19 protein-coding genes and 1 pseudogene are annotated in these 18799 nt (G+C 74.1%); 5 read left to right on the top strand and 15 right to left on the bottom strand.

Annotated features, from left to right (window positions below):
- Positions 1-384: 384 nt before the first annotated feature.
- A complete protein-coding gene (locus ACFQ8C_RS08790) occupies positions 385-828 on the bottom strand; it encodes a hypothetical protein (protein ID WP_383453687.1) in 444 nt (147 codons plus the stop codon).
- A 158-nt stretch (positions 829-986) separates the two neighbouring features.
- On the opposite strand from ACFQ8C_RS08790, the gene ACFQ8C_RS08785 reads away from it, so the two are divergent.
- Positions 987-1280, top strand: coding sequence for a DUF2188 domain-containing protein (locus ACFQ8C_RS08785; protein ID WP_383453685.1), 294 nt, complete (start codon positions 987-989; stop codon positions 1278-1280).
- Positions 1281-1392: 112 nt separating this feature from the next.
- Here the strand turns inward: ACFQ8C_RS08785 and ACFQ8C_RS08780 are convergent, their stop codons facing one another.
- Positions 1393-1956 carry a type 1 glutamine amidotransferase domain-containing protein gene (locus tag ACFQ8C_RS08780; protein ID WP_383453684.1) on the bottom strand — a complete coding sequence of 188 codons (564 nt, stop codon included), beginning with the start codon at positions 1954-1956 and terminating at the stop codon, positions 1393-1395.
- 53 nt (positions 1957-2009) lie between these two features.
- Entirely contained in the window at positions 2010-3110 is a 1101-nt protein-coding gene (locus ACFQ8C_RS08775) for a glutamate--cysteine ligase (protein WP_383453682.1), read from the bottom strand.
- Positions 3111-3336: 226 nt separating this feature from the next.
- Here ACFQ8C_RS08775 and ACFQ8C_RS08770 point away from each other — a divergent pair, with 226 nt between their 5' ends.
- Positions 3337-3825, top strand: coding sequence for a flavin reductase family protein (locus tag ACFQ8C_RS08770; protein ID WP_383453680.1), 489 nt, complete (start codon positions 3337-3339; stop codon positions 3823-3825).
- Positions 3826-3856: 31 nt separating this feature from the next.
- Here the strand turns inward: ACFQ8C_RS08770 and ACFQ8C_RS08765 are convergent, their stop codons facing one another.
- The 7 genes from ACFQ8C_RS08765 to ACFQ8C_RS08735 are packed head-to-tail and all read right to left on the bottom strand — an operon-like array spanning position 3857 to position 11049.
- Complete coding sequence (locus tag ACFQ8C_RS08765) at positions 3857-4723, bottom strand: aminoglycoside N(3)-acetyltransferase (protein WP_383453678.1); 867 nt, start codon at positions 4721-4723, stop codon at positions 3857-3859.
- Positions 4720-6612: an alpha/beta hydrolase family protein gene (locus ACFQ8C_RS08760; RefSeq protein WP_383453677.1), complete on the bottom strand. Its 1893-nt coding sequence runs from the start codon at positions 6610-6612 to the stop codon at positions 4720-4722. The genes ACFQ8C_RS08765 and ACFQ8C_RS08760 overlap by 4 nt, the downstream gene beginning before the upstream one ends.
- Complete coding sequence (locus ACFQ8C_RS08755; protein WP_383453675.1) at positions 6609-7847, bottom strand: TfuA-like protein; 1239 nt, start codon at positions 7845-7847, stop codon at positions 6609-6611. The genes ACFQ8C_RS08760 and ACFQ8C_RS08755 overlap by 4 nt, the downstream gene beginning before the upstream one ends.
- Positions 7844-8992: a YcaO-like family protein gene (locus tag ACFQ8C_RS08750; protein WP_383453673.1), complete on the bottom strand. Its 1149-nt coding sequence runs from the start codon at positions 8990-8992 to the stop codon at positions 7844-7846. Before ACFQ8C_RS08750 ends, ACFQ8C_RS08755 begins: the two co-directional genes overlap by 4 nt.
- Entirely contained in the window at positions 8989-9900 is a 912-nt protein-coding gene (locus tag ACFQ8C_RS08745) for a JmjC domain-containing protein (protein WP_383453671.1), read from the bottom strand. The genes ACFQ8C_RS08750 and ACFQ8C_RS08745 overlap by 4 nt, the downstream gene beginning before the upstream one ends.
- Positions 9897-10808, bottom strand: coding sequence for a JmjC domain-containing protein (locus ACFQ8C_RS08740; RefSeq protein WP_383453669.1), 912 nt, complete (start codon positions 10806-10808; stop codon positions 9897-9899). Before ACFQ8C_RS08740 ends, ACFQ8C_RS08745 begins: the two co-directional genes overlap by 4 nt.
- The gene (locus tag ACFQ8C_RS08735) at positions 10798-11049 is read right to left on the bottom strand and encodes a hypothetical protein (protein ID WP_383453667.1); all 252 of its coding nucleotides are present in this window, start codon (positions 11047-11049) and stop codon (positions 10798-10800) included. Before ACFQ8C_RS08735 ends, ACFQ8C_RS08740 begins: the two co-directional genes overlap by 11 nt.
- Positions 11050-11420: 371 nt before the next feature.
- Between ACFQ8C_RS08735 and ACFQ8C_RS08730 the strand changes: the two genes are divergently transcribed.
- Together ACFQ8C_RS08730 and ACFQ8C_RS08725 are read left to right on the top strand one after the other, a co-directional pair.
- Positions 11421-12590: a polyprenyl synthetase family protein gene (locus ACFQ8C_RS08730; RefSeq protein WP_383453665.1), complete on the top strand. Its 1170-nt coding sequence runs from the start codon at positions 11421-11423 to the stop codon at positions 12588-12590.
- Positions 12591-12859: 269 nt separating this feature from the next.
- The gene (locus ACFQ8C_RS08725; protein WP_383453663.1) at positions 12860-13327 is read left to right on the top strand and encodes a MarR family winged helix-turn-helix transcriptional regulator; all 468 of its coding nucleotides are present in this window, start codon (positions 12860-12862) and stop codon (positions 13325-13327) included.
- Between the two features lie 122 nt (positions 13328-13449).
- On the opposite strand, the gene ACFQ8C_RS08720 is transcribed toward ACFQ8C_RS08725, so the two are convergent.
- From ACFQ8C_RS08720 to ACFQ8C_RS08705, 4 genes and pseudogenes are all read right to left on the bottom strand, one after another.
- Positions 13450-14028 (bottom strand): fasciclin domain-containing protein, encoded by a 579-nt coding sequence (locus ACFQ8C_RS08720; protein WP_383453661.1) that lies wholly within the window; start codon positions 14026-14028, stop codon positions 13450-13452.
- A gap of 97 nt (positions 14029-14125) precedes the next feature.
- Positions 14126-14566 carry an SRPBCC family protein gene (locus tag ACFQ8C_RS08715; RefSeq protein WP_383453659.1) on the bottom strand — a complete coding sequence of 147 codons (441 nt, stop codon included), beginning with the start codon at positions 14564-14566 and terminating at the stop codon, positions 14126-14128.
- A 346-nt stretch (positions 14567-14912) separates the two neighbouring features.
- Positions 14913-15218: pseudogene (locus ACFQ8C_RS08710) on the bottom strand (helix-turn-helix domain-containing protein); the annotation flags it as partial.
- Between the two features lie 105 nt (positions 15219-15323).
- Complete coding sequence (locus ACFQ8C_RS08705) at positions 15324-16232, bottom strand: aldo/keto reductase (protein ID WP_383453658.1); 909 nt, start codon at positions 16230-16232, stop codon at positions 15324-15326.
- A gap of 134 nt (positions 16233-16366) precedes the next feature.
- Between ACFQ8C_RS08705 and ACFQ8C_RS08700 the strand changes: the two genes are divergently transcribed.
- Positions 16367-17296: a DUF5937 family protein gene (locus tag ACFQ8C_RS08700; protein WP_383453740.1), complete on the top strand. Its 930-nt coding sequence runs from the start codon at positions 16367-16369 to the stop codon at positions 17294-17296.
- 91 nt (positions 17297-17387) lie between these two features.
- On the opposite strand, the gene ACFQ8C_RS08695 is transcribed toward ACFQ8C_RS08700, so the two are convergent.
- The gene (locus ACFQ8C_RS08695; protein WP_383453656.1) at positions 17388-18662 is read right to left on the bottom strand and encodes an NAD(P)/FAD-dependent oxidoreductase; all 1275 of its coding nucleotides are present in this window, start codon (positions 18660-18662) and stop codon (positions 17388-17390) included.
- Positions 18663-18799 lie beyond the last annotated feature (137 nt).

Here is an 18799-nt window from a genome sequence, read left to right as displayed (position 1 = left end):
GAGCCCCTACGCCCGGCGCCGGACAGGCGCCGGCGTCACCGCGCGCAGGCCACGGCGCAACGCCATGCCCACGCCCCACGCCGTCAGACGAAGACCCCACTTCGCGACGCGCAGGGAGCTCCGGTACAGGAGCGCCTTGGGCGTCCACCGGGGAAGCGCCCGTCTTCTGCGCCGGCGGTGCCGGTGGCGCCCCACGCCGAGTTTCACGGATGTCTCCTGCCGTCAGCGGGGCATGCTGGACCCGAGGGCGGTTGCCTGTGGTTCTCCACGGATACCTGCGCGTCTTCACCGTGGATTCGGTTTCAAACGTCGAAGACGCGACTCATGGCCGCCTCCCCTTGTGCGCCCGCCCCGGCGTCCGTCGGGCCGGTCGGCCGCGCGAGGTCAGCCGGGCGGGCACGTGGTGTCGATGCGGACCCGGATGGTGCCGCCGCCCGACGACGGGGCGCGGCCGATGGTGATCTCCCGCGCGAGACGGGTCACCAGGTCCCACCAGGGCACGTACGCGCGCCCGGCCCGGGACGGAACCGGGGGCGGGACCCCTCTGACCAGGATGTCGAATCCGTCGGAGGCGAGCGTCAGCTCCAGCACACAGGCCCCTTCGGCGTGGGCGACCAGCTCACTGGCGACCAACGCCGCGTCTCCTTCCGACGCCTGGCTCACGGCTCGGCCGACGAACAGGGCCTGGTCGGCCAGTCGGTGCACCTCGCGCCGGGCCCGCGCCGACGTTCCGGGCCCTCCCGCCAGCCGGCACTGGCGCCGCGCCCACACCTCCACCCGCAGCACCTCCTCGATCCGCGCTCCAGTCCTGCGCCTGCCCAGACCCACGCCCCGGACACGCGCGCGTGCGGTCCGCCCCGCGCCGTCCAAGACGACGAGGCATGCGCGGTCGGAGCGGGTCGACCCTGGGTAGGCGCCCTCTGGGCCGCCCGGAGCCGACGCGATTCCGGCGCCGGAGACCCGCGCGAAAGACGAGGAGAACGATCATGACGGCGAAACGAACCGTGTACCACGTGTCTCCCTCAGGCGACCGGGCGGCGGCGGCCGGCGTGAAGTGGCAGGTCGAGGGCAGAGAGGGCCGCCGACTGCTGCACGAGCCGCACCGTACGCAGAAGGAGGCCATCGACTCCGCGCGCGGACACGCCAGGGAGCACACCCCCGCGCAGGTCGTCGTCCACGCCCGCGACGGCCACATCCGGACCGCGTACGCCTACGGTGACGGCCCCGCGCCTCCCGGTGAACGCGGCCGCAGGCCCGGTGAGCGCGGCGGCGTCTTCTAGGACCTTCCGGCCCGCCCGAACCGGCCGTACGCGGGGCGGCCCCCGGCGGGGAGGGGAAGTTCGCCGGGGGCCCTGCCGTGGCGGCGGAGGGCGGCGCCCTCCACCCGTTCCGTCACTCCCGGACGCCGCCTTCGAGGGCTCGGACGATCGCCGCCGAGAAGGCGTCGAGGTCGCCGGGCCTGCGGGAGGTGATGAGCGGGTGCGGGCCGGAGGTGTCGACGACGACCTCCCGGTCCACCCAGGTGCCTCCGGCGTTCTCCAGATCGGGACGGAGCGAGGGGTAGGAGGTCAGTTCCCGGCCCTTGGCGAGCCCGCAGTCGACGAGCAGCCACGGCCCGTGGCAGATGGCGGCCACCGGTTTCCCGGCCTCGGCGAAGGCCGAGACGAGGCGACGTGCCTCGGCGTCCGTCCGCAGCCGGTCGGCGTTGAGCGTGCCTCCGGGCACGACCACGGCGTCGTATCCCTCCGCGGCCTCCCGGGCGAGCGTCGTGTCCGGTCGGACCTCGGCGCCGGGATCGCGGTCGGAGACGAGCGTCCGTACGGGTCCGTCCTTCTGCGCGGCGACGGAGACACGGGCCCCGTTCTCCCGCAGGACGGACACCGGTCTCGTCAACTCGTCCTGTTCCGTTCCGTAGTTGGTCGTGAGGACCAGCACGTTCCGTCCATCGAGCGACACGACGTCCCTCCTCTCTCCGGCCGGGCCCGAAGGACCCGGCTTCTCCGGTTCGGTCAGGCCGCGGCGGTCACCGCGGCGAGGGAGTCGACCACGTCGGTGAGGCGCCGGTGCCGCCGGTAGACGGCACGCTGCCGGGCCGCCCCCGCGCCCCGGGCCCGCAGGCGCCGCCACTGACGCAGGGCCCCTTCGGTGTCGCCGGCCGCGTCGAGCCCCGGCCGCGCACGCCGCACCAGCCTGTCCACCAGCTCGACGGCGGGAACCGCGAGGCCCGTGCACGGATCGAGACCGAAGCCGGACAGGCCGTATCGGGCGGCCAGCTCGTGAGCCAGCAGCAGCCGCCGGAGCGGCACCCGCGGTGCCGGGCGGTCGTCGAGGACCTCCGGAAGCAACGTCACGGCCAGTCCCCGCACCAGGCACGCCAGCAGGACGACGGTGTCCACGTCGGCGTTGGCGTCCGCGACACGGATCTCCAGGGTCGGGACGTGCTCGGAGGGCCGGGCGTACCAGTAGACCATCCGCCGGTCGAGGAGGGTGCCGGTCCGCACCAGCTGGTCCACACGGGCGAGGTAGTGCGACTCGTCGAGGTCCGGTGCCGGGCCGACGGTGGGCCACCGCGCGTACTCGACCGAACGCCAGCTGTCGAAGCCCGTGTCGCGGCTCCGCGCGAACGGCGAGTTGGCGGTGAGCGCCTGGAGCACCGGCAGCCAGGGAGCCATCCGCCGGGAGAGCCCGAGCGCGGTGTCCCGGTCGACGGCCCCCACGTGGATGTGACAGCCGCACACGAGGCCGTCGACCGGGCAGAAACTGGAGGCGTAACGGCGCGCCATACGTCTGTACCGCTCCGTGTCGGTGACCGTCAGCGGCCGGACGGGCCGCACCACGGGGGTTCCGGTCGCGACCGGCCGGCAGTGTTCGGCACCGGCCGCCTTCCCCAACACCGCGCGCAGCCAGGCCAGCTCGTCGCGCAGGTCGCGGCAGGATGCCGTGGGACGCGTGGCGGTCTCCACCTGGGCGTTGAAGAACTCCCGCTGCGCCTGCTCGCCGAGGACCCTCGTCGCGGAGGCGAGCACGTCCGGAGCCCGGTCCACGGGGGTCCGGCCGACGCGGTCCACGAGGACGAACTCCTCTTCGACTCCCACGGTCAGGATCTTCATGGCGTCTCCTCGCGTCGGCAGGCGACTACCCGGCGCGGGGCGGGGCAGTCGCCCTGATCGAGGGCGGCGGCGGACGCGCCGGGCCGGCCGCGTGAACCGGTTCCGGAACGCGCCCGCGCGTACCGGGCCCGGCCCACGGTCGACACGGGTACGGGTCGGCGCGTCGCCCCGGGCCCCGGGCCCCGGCGCCGCGCGGGGCGCGGAGAAGCCGGCACGAGGAGGCGCTGTGGCAGGGTTCCCCGTCTTCACCGACGCGCACGACGGACCGATGTACGTGGTCACGGTCGCGTCCGGCGGCCGTCGGGCCGGCTGCCTGGTGGGCTTCGCGTCGCAGTGTTCCATCGACCCGCCCCGGTTCGTCGTGTGGCTGTCGACCGCCAACCACACCTACCGCCTCGCCCGGGCGGCCGAGCATCTCACCGTGCATCTGCTCCACCGGGGGGACCGGGCGCGGGCGGAGCTGTTCGGCGAGGAGACGGGCGACCGGGTGGACAAGTTCGCCGAGGTCGCGTGGCACACGGGAGAGGCGGGCAGTCCCGTCCTGGACGGGTCGGCCACGTGGTTCACCGGCCGGATCGAGGCACAGGTCGAGGGCGGCGACCACGTCGGCTTCCTCCTGGCGCCCGTAGCGGAGAGCCCCCCGCGGGCAGGCCCGCCTCCCCCGCTGCTCCGGTACCGGGATCTGCGCGATCTCGACCCCGGCCACCCCGCCTGAGGCGGCTTTGGTCTCCGCGTCCGGGGCGTGTTCACGCTCCGGGGAGCACGCCCGTGGCCGGCTCGACGGCGGACCAGCCCGGCGGGTCGGCGAGGCCCCGCAGGTCGCGGTGGGCGGGCAGCCAGCGCACCGCGAACCGCACGAGGCTCCGCAGCGACACCGCGACGCAGTCGGCGTCACCGATCCGGCGGCGTCGCACGGACTCGGGACGCGCCTGCTCGAAAGCGCGCCCGAGCCGCTCGAAGTCCCCCTCCCAGACGACCAGCTCCGGAACCTCGACCCAGCGCACCCCCGCGGGACCGGCCACCGGCACCGGCCAGCGGCCCTGCCGGCGTCCCGGGTACGGGGCCAGGTACTCGGCGATGTGGAGCGCGGTGCACTTGGACCAGGAGACGCCCAGCAGGAGGACGACCGCGTCCAGCGCCCACAACCGCCCCAGGGGTCCGAGCGTGGAGAGCCGGTACTCCAGCGGGTGGTCCGCCACGATCGCCTCCGCTTCCGGCCCGCGCGCGAGGAACGACGTGTGCGGGTGGCCCGAGCGCCGGGTGCCCGGCATCGCCCGCAGGCATTGGGCCACGACCCCGATCGTCGCCGCCACGGGGGTCGAGGCCCGGTCGAAGGAGGGCATGTCGTCGGCCAGTGCGACGGGATCGGCCCCGTTCAGACGGGCCGGGCGCCAGGCCGCGGGGTGGACGAGCTGGGGGGAGAACCCGGGCATCACGAGGGTCCCGCGAGCACCGAGGACTTCCTCCAGCGCCAGGCAGACGGTGTGCTCGCCGCCGGCCACGTAGCCGAACCGCGACAGCGACGCGTGGGCCAGCACGGTACGGCCCGGGCCCACTCCCAGTGCGGCCATGCCGCGTACGAGCGTCGACCGGGTCACGGGCGCGGTCGTCATGTGGGCCTCCGTGCCGGGCGGCGGTCGCCGAGTTCCTCGTCGCACGCGCCGAGGACCCAGGCGAACCACGCCGTGAGGTTGCTCGGCCGGGAGACGGGGTGCGCCTCGCCGGGGAAGAGCACCAGCTCGCTCCGGACGCCCTGCCGGACCAGGGAACGGTGGATCCGTACGGATTCGGCGGCCGGGACGAGCTCGTCCTGGACGCCGTGCGAGAGCAGCACCCGCGTCCCCGGCGGAATGCCGGCGGCCGGCAGGCTCTGCTCGTCGTAGCGCTCCCGCTCGGTGTCCGGATCGCCGTACTCGCGGATCCACTGCCATCCGACGTCGCTCACGGACGCGACGTGGCGGAGGTCCGCCGGACTGCCGTGGGCGACGACCAGGTCGGGGCGGAGCCCCGCGGCCGTGACGAGCGCGAGGTAGCCGCCGAAGCTCCCGCCGAGCAGCACGAGGGGCGCGTCCCGGAGATCCGTCACGCGGCGGACCTCGCCCACCTGGCGCGCCGCGACCTCCGCGATGCCGGTGCGCCACCGGCGCCAACCGGCCGCCACGGCCGCGGAGCCGTAGCCCAGGGACATCGGAGGGTCGACGAGTGCCACCGTGAGTCCGGCGGCGACGAGCGGCCACGGGTTCCACCGCCAGGGCCAGTCCGTCCAGCTCTTGAGGGGCCCGCCGTGGAAGACCACCGCGAGCGCCCTCGGCGGCCCCGGTGGCTCGCACAGCCACGCGGAGAGGGACAGACCGGTCTCGGTGTCGGCGAGCGGGACGCGCCGCAGGCGTCCGGCGGCCTCGATCCCCGGCGTGCGCTGGACTTCCGCGAGCGCGCCGCCGGCATGACCGACGACGCCGAGCACGGGCGGTGCCCCCGGGGACGAGACGATGACGGCGGAGTCGGCGGCGGTGGGAACGGCGTCGACCACCGAGGCCGGCAGGTCCACCGCCGACCGGTCGCCGGTCGCGAGGTGGTGGACGACCAGGGTCCGCCGCGCTCCGTCCTCGGCGACGCAGCAGAGCCGTGCCGGGTCGGCCCAGCCGACGGGGCGGTGCCACCGGTCGTCCCCCGTGTCGAGGGGGGACACGGCACGGCCGTCGGTGAGGAGACAGGGCTTCTGCGCCATCGGCTCGTGCCCGGTGGGCACGGTCGTGCCGACACAGGCCAGTCGGCTGCCGTCCGGCGCGGCGACCGGCCCGGTCAGGTCGAGCGCGGGGTCGAAGACGAGCCGCGCTCCGTGGTCGGGTCCGGCCACGAGCAGCCCGAACCGTCGCCTCCCGTCGCGCAGATGGCGGGTGGCCCCGAGCACCAGTCCGCCGCCCGACCACGCGAGCTCGCCGGTCAGGGCGACGTCGTCGGAGACGGCGGCCGGGACGACCGACAGATCGGTCCGCACCACGCACGCGCGCCAGCCGCCGCCGTGCCGTGCCGTGCCGAGTGCCGCGCTCTGGTCGTCGAACCACGCCGCGTCCGAGCGCCTGAAGGCGGTCGGACGGCGCCCGCCGTTCCCGGCTCCCGCGGTCCGGACCGTGCAGGCCAGGCTCCCGGTGGCGGGGTCGAAGGCCATGGCTCCGAGCTGCCCGGGCAGCACCGCCCACGGGACGTCCTCGCCGGTGGCCTCCCGGCGGCGGATCTCGTGCCCGCCCGCGCGCACCGTGGCGTAGGCCACCGCGGAGTCCTCGGTGAGCGCCGCCGCGTACCCGCGGACCGACCACGCCACCGACCAGGTGCCGTCCTCCTCACGGCGGTAGCAGCGCAGCACGGGCAGGAGCCGGTCGCTGCGCCGGCTCGCCACGTCGGCGCGCATCACGATGGTCGCGCCGTCGTAGGCCTCGACGGTCGAGAACCTCGGCGCGCGGAGCAACCGCTCGACGACTCCCGACGCGGCGGGTGGCGTCACCGGGCGGCGCCCCGTGACAGATCGAGGGTCCGGCCGACGGCGACCGCCTCGCCGAGGTCCCGGAACCCCCGCTCCAGGGCGGACAGCAGGAGCTCTTCGTCGTTCGCCGCGCCCCAGAGCCCGGCCAGGGCCGCACCGGTGAGCCGCCGTCCGGCCGGGGGCGGGGGTCCGAGCTCCGCGGACCACGCCAGGACGTCGGCCAGTGGTCGTCCGCCGAGGGCCTCGGGAGGGAGGTCCTTGTAGACGCAGCGGCCCGGCGGGAGGCGGAACGTCCGGACCAGCGCCCGCTCCTCTCGCGGCCAGTGCCCGGTCGCCCGCGTCCTGCCCGCGTAGCGTCCGGCGGCCACGGCGGGCACGTCGAACCCCGCCGCGGCGAGGACGGGCGCGGCGCCGGGGCCCGTCGACGACGATGCCCGCGCCATCCGGTGGACGTAGGCCCGGTGGCGCTCGGGATAGTCGGGCGCGAACACCTGGAGACAGGCGAGCAGCCGCCGGCCCGTCACCCCGCCGGCCACGAGCGGCGTGTGCGCGAACGCCGTCTCGGCCCCGTAGGAGGAGTCCCAGCGGGTCGCCGGCGGGGGGTCGATGCCGCCGGTGTCCTCGCCGAGGCGTCGCAGCCCCTCCAGCGCGTCCTGTCGTTTGACGTCGCGCCCCGCCGCGAGCTCGGCCAGCACCAGGTCCGTCGCCGCGCCGACGCCGACGGCCGCGGCCCGGGCCCGTAGCGCCCCGGGCGCCCGCTCGGTGTAGTGGAGGGCGGCGCCGATCGCGATCACCTCGTCCGCCGCGGCGGGGTCGATCCGGCCGGCCTCCGCGAGGGCGCGGGCGGCCGTGCGGAGGGAGACCAGCGCGATCGTGACCGGGCGGCAGGCCTCGTCGTCGCTGTGGAGCACCGCGACATCCGCGTCCGAGGCGAGTTCGCCGCCGCGGTACGCGGCGGCGACACGGCCGACGCCCACCATGCCGTGGTCGGCGAGTTCCGCCGACCGCAGCGCCCCGTAGCTCGCCGCGCCGTAGACGCGGACGCCCTGGGCCAGGGCGGCGAGGATCTCCTTGTGCCGCAGGGGCGCGACGTGCTGGTAGAGACCGTCGACGACGAGCACGGAGTCGCCGCGCCGGAGGCCGAGGGCGTACAGGTCGCCATGGCGCGCCGGCGGCCGGTACGTCACGTCCGGCAGCGCGGGACGGTCGGCCGGCGCGAGCGAGGGGCCGATGAGGGCGAAACCGCGGCGTCTCATGGCCGGACCTTCTCGTCGGGGGGCGGGGAGGGCACCGAGGGCGAGCCGCGGAGGCCCGGCGCGAACGTCTGCACGACCACGGGGAAGGGCTCCTCGGGGGAGGTCAGGTCGACGCGCAGGACGGGGCGTTCCGTGTGCCGGGCGATCACGGCGGTCAACCGGTCGCACACGTCGCGGGCCGACGCCCCGGGGGCGCCCGTCCGCTGCGGACGCGTGTCGGTCACCGGCCGGGGCGAGCGCCGCGCGGTGGCGGAGAGGGAGGGGCGGTAGCCGGTCGCGTCGAGGTCGTCGCGGAGCCCGCTCACGTAGGACAGTCTGCTCTGCACCGCTTCGAGGATCGCGCGTTCGGCGGCGAGCGCCGCGTCGACGTGGCATCCCGTGCCGCCGAAGACCCGCGGCATCTCCTCCTGCGTGAGGTAGCAGACGAACGCGGTGGTGCCGTCGAGGCTGGTGAGGCGTTCGAGTTCGAGTACGCCGCCCGCCGCCGCGACCTGGCCGGCGAGTCGCGCGGCGCCCGGGCCGAGCGAGGCCGGCGCCACCGGCGTGCGGGGGGAACCGTCGGCGCGGGCGAGGGCGTCGCGCTCGATCAGCTCCAGCAGCGCGTGGGCGGTGGCCTCGTCGGCGTCGTTCCCGGCGGCGAGACCGTTGCTCGTCGTCACGAACCGCGGCGGGCACCACGCGTCCCCGGTCCAGCCGCGCAGGCCCACGGCGGCGGCCGGCACCAGGCCCGGCCGACCGCCGCGGAGGTCGAGGGCCGGGGTCCACTCCAGTGTCGTCGTCTCCTCGACGAGCGACAGCGGATGGAGGGCGAGGTCCCGGACGCCGTAACCGGCGCCGACGCGCCTCGCGGTGCCGCGCGCCGCGACCGGCGCCCGGTACCGCTCGGCCGCGCGGACCTCCAGGGACTCCATGACCGCGGAGACCCACGCCGCGTCCGGGTCGTGTCCCTTTCCGGCGCTGGCGACGAGCGTCGCCGCCGCGGGGCGGATCGCGGAGAAGACCGGGACTCCCAGCACGTCGAGCCCGGTGAGCTCGGCGACTCTCGTGATGCCGCGCGCCGCGATCAGCGGTTCGAGTCGGCGTCGCGTCTCGGCGACGGGGCGGGCCCGCAGGGCGGGGCGCGCCGCCGCCGCGACGGCGCTCACCTGTGGGCCCGGCGCAGGTCGACCGCCTTGCCGAGGACGTCGGCGCTGTCGCTCTCGGCGAGGAACGACCCCAGGGCGGAGCGGAGTCGCTCGATGGTCGCGAGGCTTCCCTCGGTGTGGTGGTCGGCGGAGAGGGCAGCGTAGCGCCGGTCGCCGAGCAGCCCGGCGAGGTAGACGCTCGCCAGGTCCGTCGCGGTCGGCTCCTCGACGGTGATCGCGACGTGGATCGAGTTGCCGTCGCGCGCGGTGGCGTAGTGCGGGCAACCGTGCGGCATGTACAGCACGTCGCCCGGGTGGAGCGTCCGCTCGACGCGGAGCTCCGGGGGGATCTCGCCCTCGTGGAGGGTCGAGTCGCTGTGTGACGTGCCGTCGAGACGCCCCAGTACCCAGTCCTTCACTCCGGCGACCTGGAGGATCAGCACGTGCGCGCCGTCGGTGTGCGCCGACATCGCGGTCCGGTCCGGGGGGCTGAGGAAGACGAAGGCCTCCAGGCCGCCCTGGAAGTGCGACTCGATCCCCTTGAGGAGCGCGCGGATGCGCGGATGCCAGTGTTCCGCCTGGCTGAACTTGAGCGTGCCGCCGGCGGCGAAGCGCTCGCGGATCCGGACCGGGTCCGCGAAGCCCGCGAGTTCGCGGCCCACGACCGTGCGCGTCGTGGTGATGTCGGCGATGGCCGCGCGGTTGCCGTGGTCGAAGACGGTGAAGTACGGACGGCTCAGCAGCCCGCACTCCACCTCGTCCCACATCTCCTGCTCGCTGATCAGTCGCGTCAGGTCCCCCCGCGCGCGGAGGAACACGGGTTGGCGTCCCCAGTGCTCGGCGAAGAAGCGGTCCACGTCGCCGACGAGGTCCTCGAGGGGAAGGGCCGTGGTGGGCCGTGTGGTGCCGTCGACGGTTCCGTCGCTCATCCGACCGCCTTCCGGATCTCGGAGAGGGCCGAGCCGAGCCAGGCGTCGGCCTCGTAGCCGTCGACCACCGCGGCCAGCGCCGCCCGTACCTCCTCGGACTTCTGCCGGAGCGTCCGCGCGTGGTGACGGTGGACGAGGTCGTGGTGGCGGTCCTCGAAGCGCCGGAGTACCGCTTCGACCAGGTCGTCCGGCGTGGGCTCGGTCAGCGTGAACGTCAGGTGCAGCGAGGAGCCGTCGACGGCGTTCGCGTCGTGCGGCCAGCCGTGGGGCAGGTAGAGCGCGTCACCCGGTTCGAGCACGAGGGTGTGGCTGGGGTGACGGGCGTCGACGTCCAGACCCGCGGTGCTCGCGATCTGGCCCGGCTGGGCGTACAGGCGCCACTCCTTGCGGCCCTCCAGCTGCAGCACGAGGACGTGTGCGGCGTCGCGGTGCGGCAGCATGCCGCGCCGCTCGGAAGGCGTCCAGAAGACGTACGTCGCCACGGCGGCGGGGACGACCTTCTCGATCGCCCGCACCGCCTCGCGGGTCGGGCGGTGCCAGTCCGACAACTGGCTCAGTTTGAGGGTGGCGCCCTGCCGCATCAGGCGGCGGATCCTCGCCGGGTCCGCGAACCCGCCGCGGCTCTGCCCGATGACGTCGCGGGTGACGGTGTAGCCGGCCGGGTCCGCCCGGCGCCCGTCCTGGAGGACCGTGAAGTACGGCCAGCGAATCAGGCTCGCGGTGAGCAGCCGCTCGATCTCTTCGGCGTCGATGAAGTCGGCGGGGGCCACGGCCCCCTGCCAGAGCTTGTACGCGTCGTCCCACGCGCCGGCGGAGTGCACGTCGCCGAGCAGGGACACGAGATCCATCGACACGGACGGCGCGATCGCGCGGTCCGTGTCGATGTGGCTCAGGACCTCAGGCCTCATTGATCTGGCTGATGACCGCGACCTCGGAGAGGCTGGCCTCGGCGTCGCCGTCGTCGATGGCGAACGACGTCGCGGCGCCGTCGGCGTCCTCGACGCGGGCCGCGTTCACGATCAACTGACCGTCGCGCGCCGCGATGTGCACCTTCGCGCGCCCGGCGGTGACGGTGATCTCGACTCCTCGCTCGTCGCGGTACGTGGGGTCGTTCTCGTCGAGCGCGTCTCGGGTGTCCCTGATTCCCATGCTGGCCTCCTCGGCTGTCGACAACAGGACGGGCAGGAAACGGCCTCGGCTCCGCAAGCGAGCCGCGGCGGTGGTGGGTGCCCGGCCTCAGATTCGCATGACCCAATTGCGAAACTTGTCCTATTTGGCGCTTCGTTTTCGATCGGGAGGCGAATTCACCGCAATGCAGTCGTCTCCGCCGAGCGCGCTCCGACCTCCTCCGCCGAAGGTGTCACCGCCGCCGGTGCGCGTCGAGGACGGAGGGGCCCGGGCGGGCGGCGTGACGGCGTCCTCGCCCGGTTCGTTCACCGCGGGGAAGCCCGTGCCGTACGGGCCCCGGCACCCCCGAGCCCCCACCCACCCGCCAGGCCCGACCGAAAGCGACCCCCGCCATGACCGGCGCCCTCCTCCACCCGGGCAGCACCCTCCCCGCCCCCCGTACGGACCCCGCCGCGCTCCGCGAGCGCGTCGACCGGATCGCCGCCCGCGTCGACCACCACCTCGACCTCCTGTGCCCCGGCACCGCGCAGGCCGCGTGTGCCGCCTGGCTGCCCGCCGGCGAGCTGCCCGGGGCCGGGCGGCCGAGCGCCCCGGTGCTCGGCCGCCGGCTGCAACGCGCGCTGAGCGCCCCGATCCGCCACCTCGTCGAGGCATCGGGGCGGCGATGGCGGCCCGTGCTGTCCTGGGAGACCGTCCGCCTGCTCGGCGGCGACGGCGAGCGGTGCGGGCCGCTGATGGCGGCGATGGAACTCCTGCACACCGGGTCCCTCATCGTCGACGACGTCCAGGACGGCTCCCCGCTGCGCCGCGGCCGACCGACCGTCCACCAGGTCTTCGGCGCGCCGACAGCCCTGAACGCCGGCACCGCCGCGTACTTCCTGTGGGAGCGGGCCGTGCAGCTCACCTTCCCCGAAGACGCCGCGCGCGCCGGGGAGTTGCGCGCGCTCCTGCTGGCAGCGCTGCGGGCCGGCCACGCCGGGCAGGCACTGGACCTGCAGGGGCACCGGGAGGAGATGGACCAGGCGGTGGCCGGGGGCGACCCGGGCGTCGTGCTCGATCTCGTACGGCTGACCCACCGGCTGAAGTCCGGAGTCCCGGCCGCCTCGGGCATGGAGATGGCCGCGGTCGTCACCGGCGCCGCGCCGGAACTGCGCACGGCGCTCGCGGCCTTCGGTTCCGCGGTGGGCACCGCCTACCAGATCGCCGACGACGTCGCCGACCTGCGGGGCGTCACCCAGGCCGGGGCGCCGACCAAGCTGACCGCCGAGGACCTGCGCAACGGCAAGGTGTCCATGCCGCTGGCGCACGCCGTCGGCCGACTGCCGCGCCCGCGCCTCGACCCGCTGTGGCGGCGGGTCAGGGACGGCTCGCTGGAGGGCACGGCGCTGGTCCGCGCCGCCGGGGAACTGGAGGACTGCGGGGCCGTGGCGGCCTGCCGCGAGGAGGCGGATCGCCTGCTCCACGACGCCTGGCTCCGCCTCTCCCCCCTCCTGCCCGAGGCCGGCCGTCGGCCGCTGTACGACCTGGCCGTGCTCATCGTCCGCGGCAGACAGGCCACGTGAGGCACCGCCCCCGGACCGCGACGGCGCCGGGCACCTCCGTACAGGCCTCCGTACAGGCTTCGGCACAGGCATCGGCGCGGGCCGAAGGGCGGTCTCGGGTGGCGGGGCCGGTCCGGACGCGGGTCGCGAGCGCGGCACCCACCTCATCGCGGCGGCCCGCGCCGCCCGCCCCTTCCATATGCTTGCAGTCGCGCTATAAGCGCTCTAGCCGATTTTTGCATCCATGGCGTATCCTGGGTGTGCACACCACGGGAAGGAGACCGGGACCCATGACCGCCACGGACCCCGCGCTCACCGCTCTCGCCAGTGGCTGGGGCGCGCTCTCCCTGCTGCACGGCCGGATCGAGTCGCACGTCGAGCGCGCCCTGCAGTCGGGGCACGACCTGAGCGCGCGGGAGTACTCGCTGCTCGACGTGCTCAGCCGGCAGCACGACGGCGAAGGCGGCCATCTGCAGATGAAGCAGGTGGCCGACGCGGTCGTCCTGAGCCAGAGCGCCACGACACGCCTCGTCACGCGCATGGAGGACCGGGGGCTCCTGTCGAGGTACCTGTGCCCCACCGACCGGCGCGGCATCTACACCGACGTGACCCCGGCCGGCCGGGAGCTCCTCGACGAGGCCCGGCCGACCAATGACACCGCCCTCCGCCAGGCGCTGGACGAGGCCGCCGGGAACCCCGAACTGGCCTCGCTGGTCGCGGCGGTCGAGGCCGTCGACGTACCGGCACCGCGCGCGTGACCCCGCGTCACGGACGCCCCACCGCACCCCCGTCCGGGCCCCGCGCCCGGACGGGGGTTCCCCGTCACGCCCACCACGCCCACGCCCGTTCCCGGGACGCGATCACAGCCCGTCCGGCCCTGTCACTTCGGCATCAGGACCGTGTCGATGAGGTGCACGGTGGCGTTGGAGGTCGGCACGTCCCCGCAGACGATCTTGGCGGTGTCGTTGACCTCGAAGGACTCGCCGGATCCGTCGGTCGTCACCGTGCCGCCCTGGAGCGTCTCGAACGAGCCGTCGGGGAGCGCGGCCTTGTCGACCTTCCCGTCCACCACGTGGTACGTGAGGATCTTCGTGAGGGTGGCCTTGTCGGCGAGGACCTTGTCCAGGTCCGCCTTCGGGATCTTCGCGAAGGCGTCGTTCGTCGGCGCGAACACGGTGATGCCCTGTGCGTTGTTCAGCGTGTCGACCAGGCCGGCCTGCTTGACCGCCGTGACGAGCGTGGACAGTTCCGGGTTGTGGGACGCCGCGGTCGCCACCGGGTCGTCGGCCATGCCGTCGAGACTGCCCTCCCCCTCGGCCGGCACCGCGGCACAGCCCGGGCCGAAGGGCCCGTCCGCGTCCTCGGCGAAGGCCGGCGGGGCGAGTACCCCCAGCGACACCGGGAGTACGACAGCGGCGGCGAGGGCCGCCACGCGGCGCATGAGGTGCGAGGTGTTCATGATGTTTCCTCCTCCTGGGTCCGGCCCGGTCAGGGCCGGCCATGGGCGGGAACGACGCCTTCCCGCACTCCTTGGGGCGGCGTGCCGGTTCGGGGCGTCAGGGACGGCGTTCGGCGACAGCGGACGGCAGCCGCTCCGCGACCTCGTCCGCCATTCGCTCGAACTCCGCTTTCAGAAAGGGAGTGGCCAGTCTCGCCAGACCCTTGAACCGCAGAGACGCCCGGTACGTCAGCGAGGTCTCGCCCGGTGACACGGCTTCGAAGAGCATGTCGTCGGTCGAGGTCACCGTCTTGTTCGTTCCCACGAACACCAGGTGGGCGGGGTCTCGCACCTCCAGCCGGTAGACGAGTTCACTGGTACGCCCCCGGAAGCGCGAGGTGTTGAGCCAGGTGGAGCCCGGTCGTACGGGACCTTCGTCGACCCGGACACAGCGCACCGTGCCGGGATCCCACTCCTCGGTGCGCTCGAAGTCCTCCAGGTAGGCGACCAGGTCGTCCAGGGGGACGGCGATGCGGAACCTCCGTCGAACGGTGATCACTGGGTACCTCGCTCCGGCGCGAATCGTCGTTGTCGTGAACGGTGTCTCTGCCCCCTCTTCCCCGGAAGCGCCATCGGCGGATGCACGCGTCCGGCGGAGGCGCGCACCCGGCGGAGGCGCGCGTCCGGCGGACCGAGGCTCCGGCGATCCGGCGACCGCCGCGCGGACAGCCTCCGCGGGCGGGACGCCCGACCCCGTCGGCCTGCCCGTCTCCTCGGGAGAGCCCGGAGGCCCCGGCGACGAACCCCCGGTCAGGCGAGCTTCGGCGGCTCTCCGTCGCCCGGAGGCTTAGTGGTCGGCTCCGGAGGTCCTTCGGGGGTTGATCATGCGCGGTCAGTTCGGCGGCCGGATCCGGGCACGACCAGCGCGCCCGTGGCACCCCGGTCTCGGCCGGGAGCTGGCAGGCCAGGGCCTTGGTCTCGGCGACCTGCACGGGAGCGAAGCGGGCCGGGCGTCCGCTGCGCCTGCGGTCGGTCAGGGCCGGCAGGCCGCCGTCGGCGAACCGCCCCCTCCAGGTGCGCACGGTGTCCACGTGCACTTCCATCTCGACGGCGATCCGCGCGTTGGACCTGCCCTGGGCCGCGAGGAGCACGATCTGTGACCGAATCCTGGCCTGGTGCGGAGTCTTGTGACCGTAGGCCGCCTTCTTCAACCGTTGCCGCTCGGCGGCCGTCAGGGTTACGGGGCGGGCGGCAGGAACCGGCAAGGCAGGCAGGCCGATCAGCAGAAGTGGATCACAGTGTGATGGGGGTCTTGCTCATGCCGTCCCGTGGTGGAGGGGGTCCAGGACGGCGAGTTCCTCCTCCGACAGGTGCAGGGAGCCGACGGCCACGTTCTGGGTGAGGTGGTCGAGGTCGCCGGTGCCTGGGATGGCCAGGACGTGAGGGCCCTGGTGGAGTGTCCATGCCAGCCGGATCTGGGCCGCGCTCACGCCGTGGGCGCGGGCGATGGCGTGCACCTCTGGGCTGTGGTCGGTGGTCGCGCCGGCGGTGCGTCCGGTGCCGGCGATCGAGTAGAACGGCACGAACGCGATGTGTTGTTCACCGCAGATGCGCAGGAACTCCTTCTGCTCGGGCGATGCGCCGATGCCGTACATGTTCTGGACACAGACCACCGGTGCGATGGTCTGGGCCTCGGCGAGGTGGTGGGGGCGGACGTTGGACAGGCCCAGGTGGCGTACGAGTCCGGCCTCGCGCAGTTCGGCGAGTGCGCCGAAGCGTTCGGCGATGGAGTCGGTGCCGACGATGCGCAGGTTCACCACGTCGAGGTGGTCTCGGCCGAGCTGGCGCAGGTTCTCCTCGACCTGGCCGCGCAGTTGCTCGGGGGTGGCGTGCGGCAGCCACTGGCCTGAGGGGTCGCGGCCTGGTCCGACCTTGGTGGTGATGACGAGGTCGTCCGGGTAGGGGGCCAGGGCCTGGTTGATCAGCTCATTGGCGGAGCGCAGCGGTGAGAAGTAGAACGCGGCGGTATCGATGTGGTTCACGCCGAGCTCGACCGCGCGGCGCAGCACACCAATCGCCTGGTCGCGGTCGCGTGGGACGGCATCGGTTGCGAACGCCTCGCCGTGCTGCGGCAGGCGCATCGCGCCGAAACCGACCCGGTTGACTGTCAGGTCGCCGAGCTTCCAGGTGCCCGATGCCGCTGCGGTGGTCGTCTGTGAGGTCATGGCGGGATGATCTCCGCACAGTAGGCTGGCCCGCCATTGATTCATACATTCCTGAATCCATCGAGGTGGTTGTCCTGGCAGAGCTGGCGTTCTCGACGAGCGATCTGGCGCAGGTGCGGTTCGCCGTCTCACCGATGTGGGAAGTCGCACCCAGCTTCCGGCTGCTGAGGTCCGGCACTACGCATACGGTCCACCGGCCCTGGGCCGACCAGGTACGCTCGCGCATGGTGGCCGCCGGGCTCGACCGGGGCTGGCTGTGCGAGCTGATCCCGCCCACCGGCGGCTACGTCCCCGACTTCCTCAACCCGGCCCCCGCCGGACCGGCCCCCACCCCGGCGACAGAGTGGGAAGCGATCCGAGCCTCGCCCGCCGACCGGGTACGCCAGGACCTTGACCACCTGGCCCGCCACCAGGGGACCCTCGGCCCCCGGCTGCGGACCCTGCACAACGACCCACAGGGCCTCCTGGCCAAGGTCACAGAAGAGCTCGAAATGTACTGGGAGCTGGCACTCGCCCCCTACTGGGCACGCATCCGGGCAGTCCTGGACGCAGACGTCCTCTACCGGGCCCGCATGGCCGCCGAGCACGGCGCCGGCCACCTCCTCAACGACCTGCACGCCTCCGTGAGCTGGGACGGCAACGCGCTACGGATAGCCCGCAGAAAGCAGCCGCTGACCCGTACGACGGCAGGAAAAGGACTGCTGCTGGTCCCCTCGGTCTTCACCGGACCGGGACTGCGCACCCGAACAACGCTGCCGGACCCACCTCAAATCGCCTATCCGGCGCGCGGTATCGGCACGCTGTGGAAGTCCCGCCCCGTAACCCGGGCCGACTCCCTCTCCGCCGTACTGGGCCGCTCACGGACCCTGCTGCTGACCGAGTTGGAGATGCCGGCCTCCACCACACAGCTGGCCCACCGCACCGGACTCTCCCCCGCAGGGGTATCCCAATACCTCACCGCGCTACGCAACGCGGGCCTGGTCAGCGCCCACCGCGCCGGCCGGTCCGTCCTTTACGCCCGCACCACAGCAGCCGAAACCCTCCTCCAAGCCGCCTCCGCCTGACCTCACGTCAATCCCCGAAGGATTTACGGAGCCGACCGCTTAGGGCTCGCGACCGTTCCCTGTTCGGCCCCCCGCCGGCACGCCTCGGTGGTCAGCGCGGGTCCCCGTGCCGAGACGTCGCCTCCTGACGCAGGTCGGCCAGGACCTCCCGGGCCGCTCGCGCGCCTGAAGCCAGGGCGCCCTGGAGCGAGCCTGTCGCCCGGTGGTCACCGCAGACGTACCGCCCCGCCGCGAAGCGCGTGGTCCGCGAGAGCTCCAGCGGGGGGAGCATCGCGGGAAGAGCGTCGGGCACGGTGACGCGGTGGACGACCTCCCACGCGCCGGTGTCCGTCCCGTACGCCTCGCCGAGGGCGACGCGGACGGCGGCCTCGTCCCCGGGCCCCGGGGTACCGAGAACGGAGGTCGACACCAGCGCGCGACCGTCATCCGCGTGACCGGGGTGGACCTCCGTGAGAACGCACGTGTTCAGGAACCGGCGCCGCGCGTCGACCACCAGGGTGGGCTCGGCCAGGGGTGACCGCTCGGTCGCGTGGTAGAGGGTCGTCACGGTCCGGCCGGGTGGTACGGCAAGGCCGGGAAGCAGACCACCGGCCGCGCTCTGCCCGGTGGCGACCACGACCGCCCGGGCCGAAAGCTCGCCGCCGTCGGCCAGGACCACACCACCGGAGGTCAGGGACGCCACCGGCGCGCCGGTGCTCAGGACGCCACCGGGCAGGCGGGAGGCGAGCTGCGCGGGGACCGCGCCGATTCCGCCGGCCGGCAGGCACAGAGTCCCCCGCAGCATGCTCCGCCAGACGAGGTGGAAGAAGCGCGCCGAGGTCTCCAGCCCGTCTTCGAGGAACACCCCGGACAGGAAGGGCCGCAGGAAGGTCTCCACGAGCTCGGGTGAGAGGCCGGCGGCGGACAGCGCGTCCCCGGTGGCGGCGTCCGGTCGGCCGCGGAGCCACGCGGGGGGCATCAGCATGTCGCGCGCGGACAGCAGGCCCAGGGCGGCGAGGTCGCGGGCCGAAACCTCCCCGTCGGCCAGGAGGCCGCCGATCGCGCGGGGACGACGGGTCGGATCGGCGAACCGGCGAGCCCCCTGGTCGGTGTGCACCAGCACACCTGGCGTGAACGGCCTCAGTCTCAGCGCACGCAGGGACAGACGCCGCTTGACCTGCGGATAGGCGGTGTTGAACACCTGGAAGCCCCGGTCGAGGGTGAAGCCCGCGATCCGGTCGGTCCGCATGCGCCCGCCCACGACGTCGTCGGCCTCCAGCAGACGGACACCGAGGCCGGCGGCGACCAGGTCGGCCGCACAGGCCAGGCCGGACACGCCCGCCCCGACGACCACCACGTCGGTGGCTCCACCCACGGTCTTCCGCATAGCCGTCATCGCTCCTCGTTCGACCGGACCGAAGCTGCACGACCCACGGTACGCCGCGGAGTCGCCCCGCCGATCGCTCCGACCTCCGAAGCGCTCCGGCGTGCCGTCCTCGGAAGCCGGACGTGGGCCCGGTACGC

Source organism: Streptomyces sp. NPDC056503, assembly GCF_042794995.1.
Taxonomy (GTDB): domain Bacteria; phylum Actinomycetota; class Actinomycetes; order Streptomycetales; family Streptomycetaceae; genus Streptomyces.
This window is presented reverse-complemented; position numbering and strand designations above follow the sequence as displayed.

What these genes read in the sequence shown, in the direction of transcription:
- ACFQ8C_RS08765 (WP_383453678.1), bottom strand. Translation starts at nt 4,723, where the DNA reads ATGACGACCGCGCCCGTGACCCGGTCGACGCTCGTACGCGGCATGGCC.
- ACFQ8C_RS08785 (WP_383453685.1), top strand. Translation starts at nt 987, where the DNA reads ATGACGGCGAAACGAACCGTGTACCACGTGTCTCCCTCAGGCGACCGG.
- ACFQ8C_RS08755 (WP_383453675.1), bottom strand. Translation starts at nt 7,847, where the DNA reads ATGAGACGCCGCGGTTTCGCCCTCATCGGCCCCTCGCTCGCGCCGGCC.
- ACFQ8C_RS08730 (WP_383453665.1), top strand. Translation starts at nt 11,421, where the DNA reads ATGACCGGCGCCCTCCTCCACCCGGGCAGCACCCTCCCCGCCCCCCGT.
- ACFQ8C_RS08745 (WP_383453671.1), bottom strand. Translation starts at nt 9,900, where the DNA reads ATGAGCGACGGAACCGTCGACGGCACCACACGGCCCACCACGGCCCTT.
- ACFQ8C_RS08700 (WP_383453740.1), top strand. Translation starts at nt 16,367, where the DNA reads ATGTGGGAAGTCGCACCCAGCTTCCGGCTGCTGAGGTCCGGCACTACG.
- ACFQ8C_RS08705 (WP_383453658.1), bottom strand. Translation starts at nt 16,232, where the DNA reads ATGACCTCACAGACGACCACCGCAGCGGCATCGGGCACCTGGAAGCTC.
- ACFQ8C_RS08740 (WP_383453669.1), bottom strand. Translation starts at nt 10,808, where the DNA reads ATGAGGCCTGAGGTCCTGAGCCACATCGACACGGACCGCGCGATCGCG.
- ACFQ8C_RS08720 (WP_383453661.1), bottom strand. Translation starts at nt 14,028, where the DNA reads ATGAACACCTCGCACCTCATGCGCCGCGTGGCGGCCCTCGCCGCCGCT.
- ACFQ8C_RS08735 (WP_383453667.1), bottom strand. Translation starts at nt 11,049, where the DNA reads ATGGGAATCAGGGACACCCGAGACGCGCTCGACGAGAACGACCCCACG.
- ACFQ8C_RS08725 (WP_383453663.1), top strand. Translation starts at nt 12,860, where the DNA reads ATGACCGCCACGGACCCCGCGCTCACCGCTCTCGCCAGTGGCTGGGGC.
- ACFQ8C_RS08695 (WP_383453656.1), bottom strand. Translation starts at nt 18,662, where the DNA reads ATGCGGAAGACCGTGGGTGGAGCCACCGACGTGGTGGTCGTCGGGGCG.
- ACFQ8C_RS08775 (WP_383453682.1), bottom strand. Translation starts at nt 3,110, where the DNA reads ATGAAGATCCTGACCGTGGGAGTCGAAGAGGAGTTCGTCCTCGTGGAC.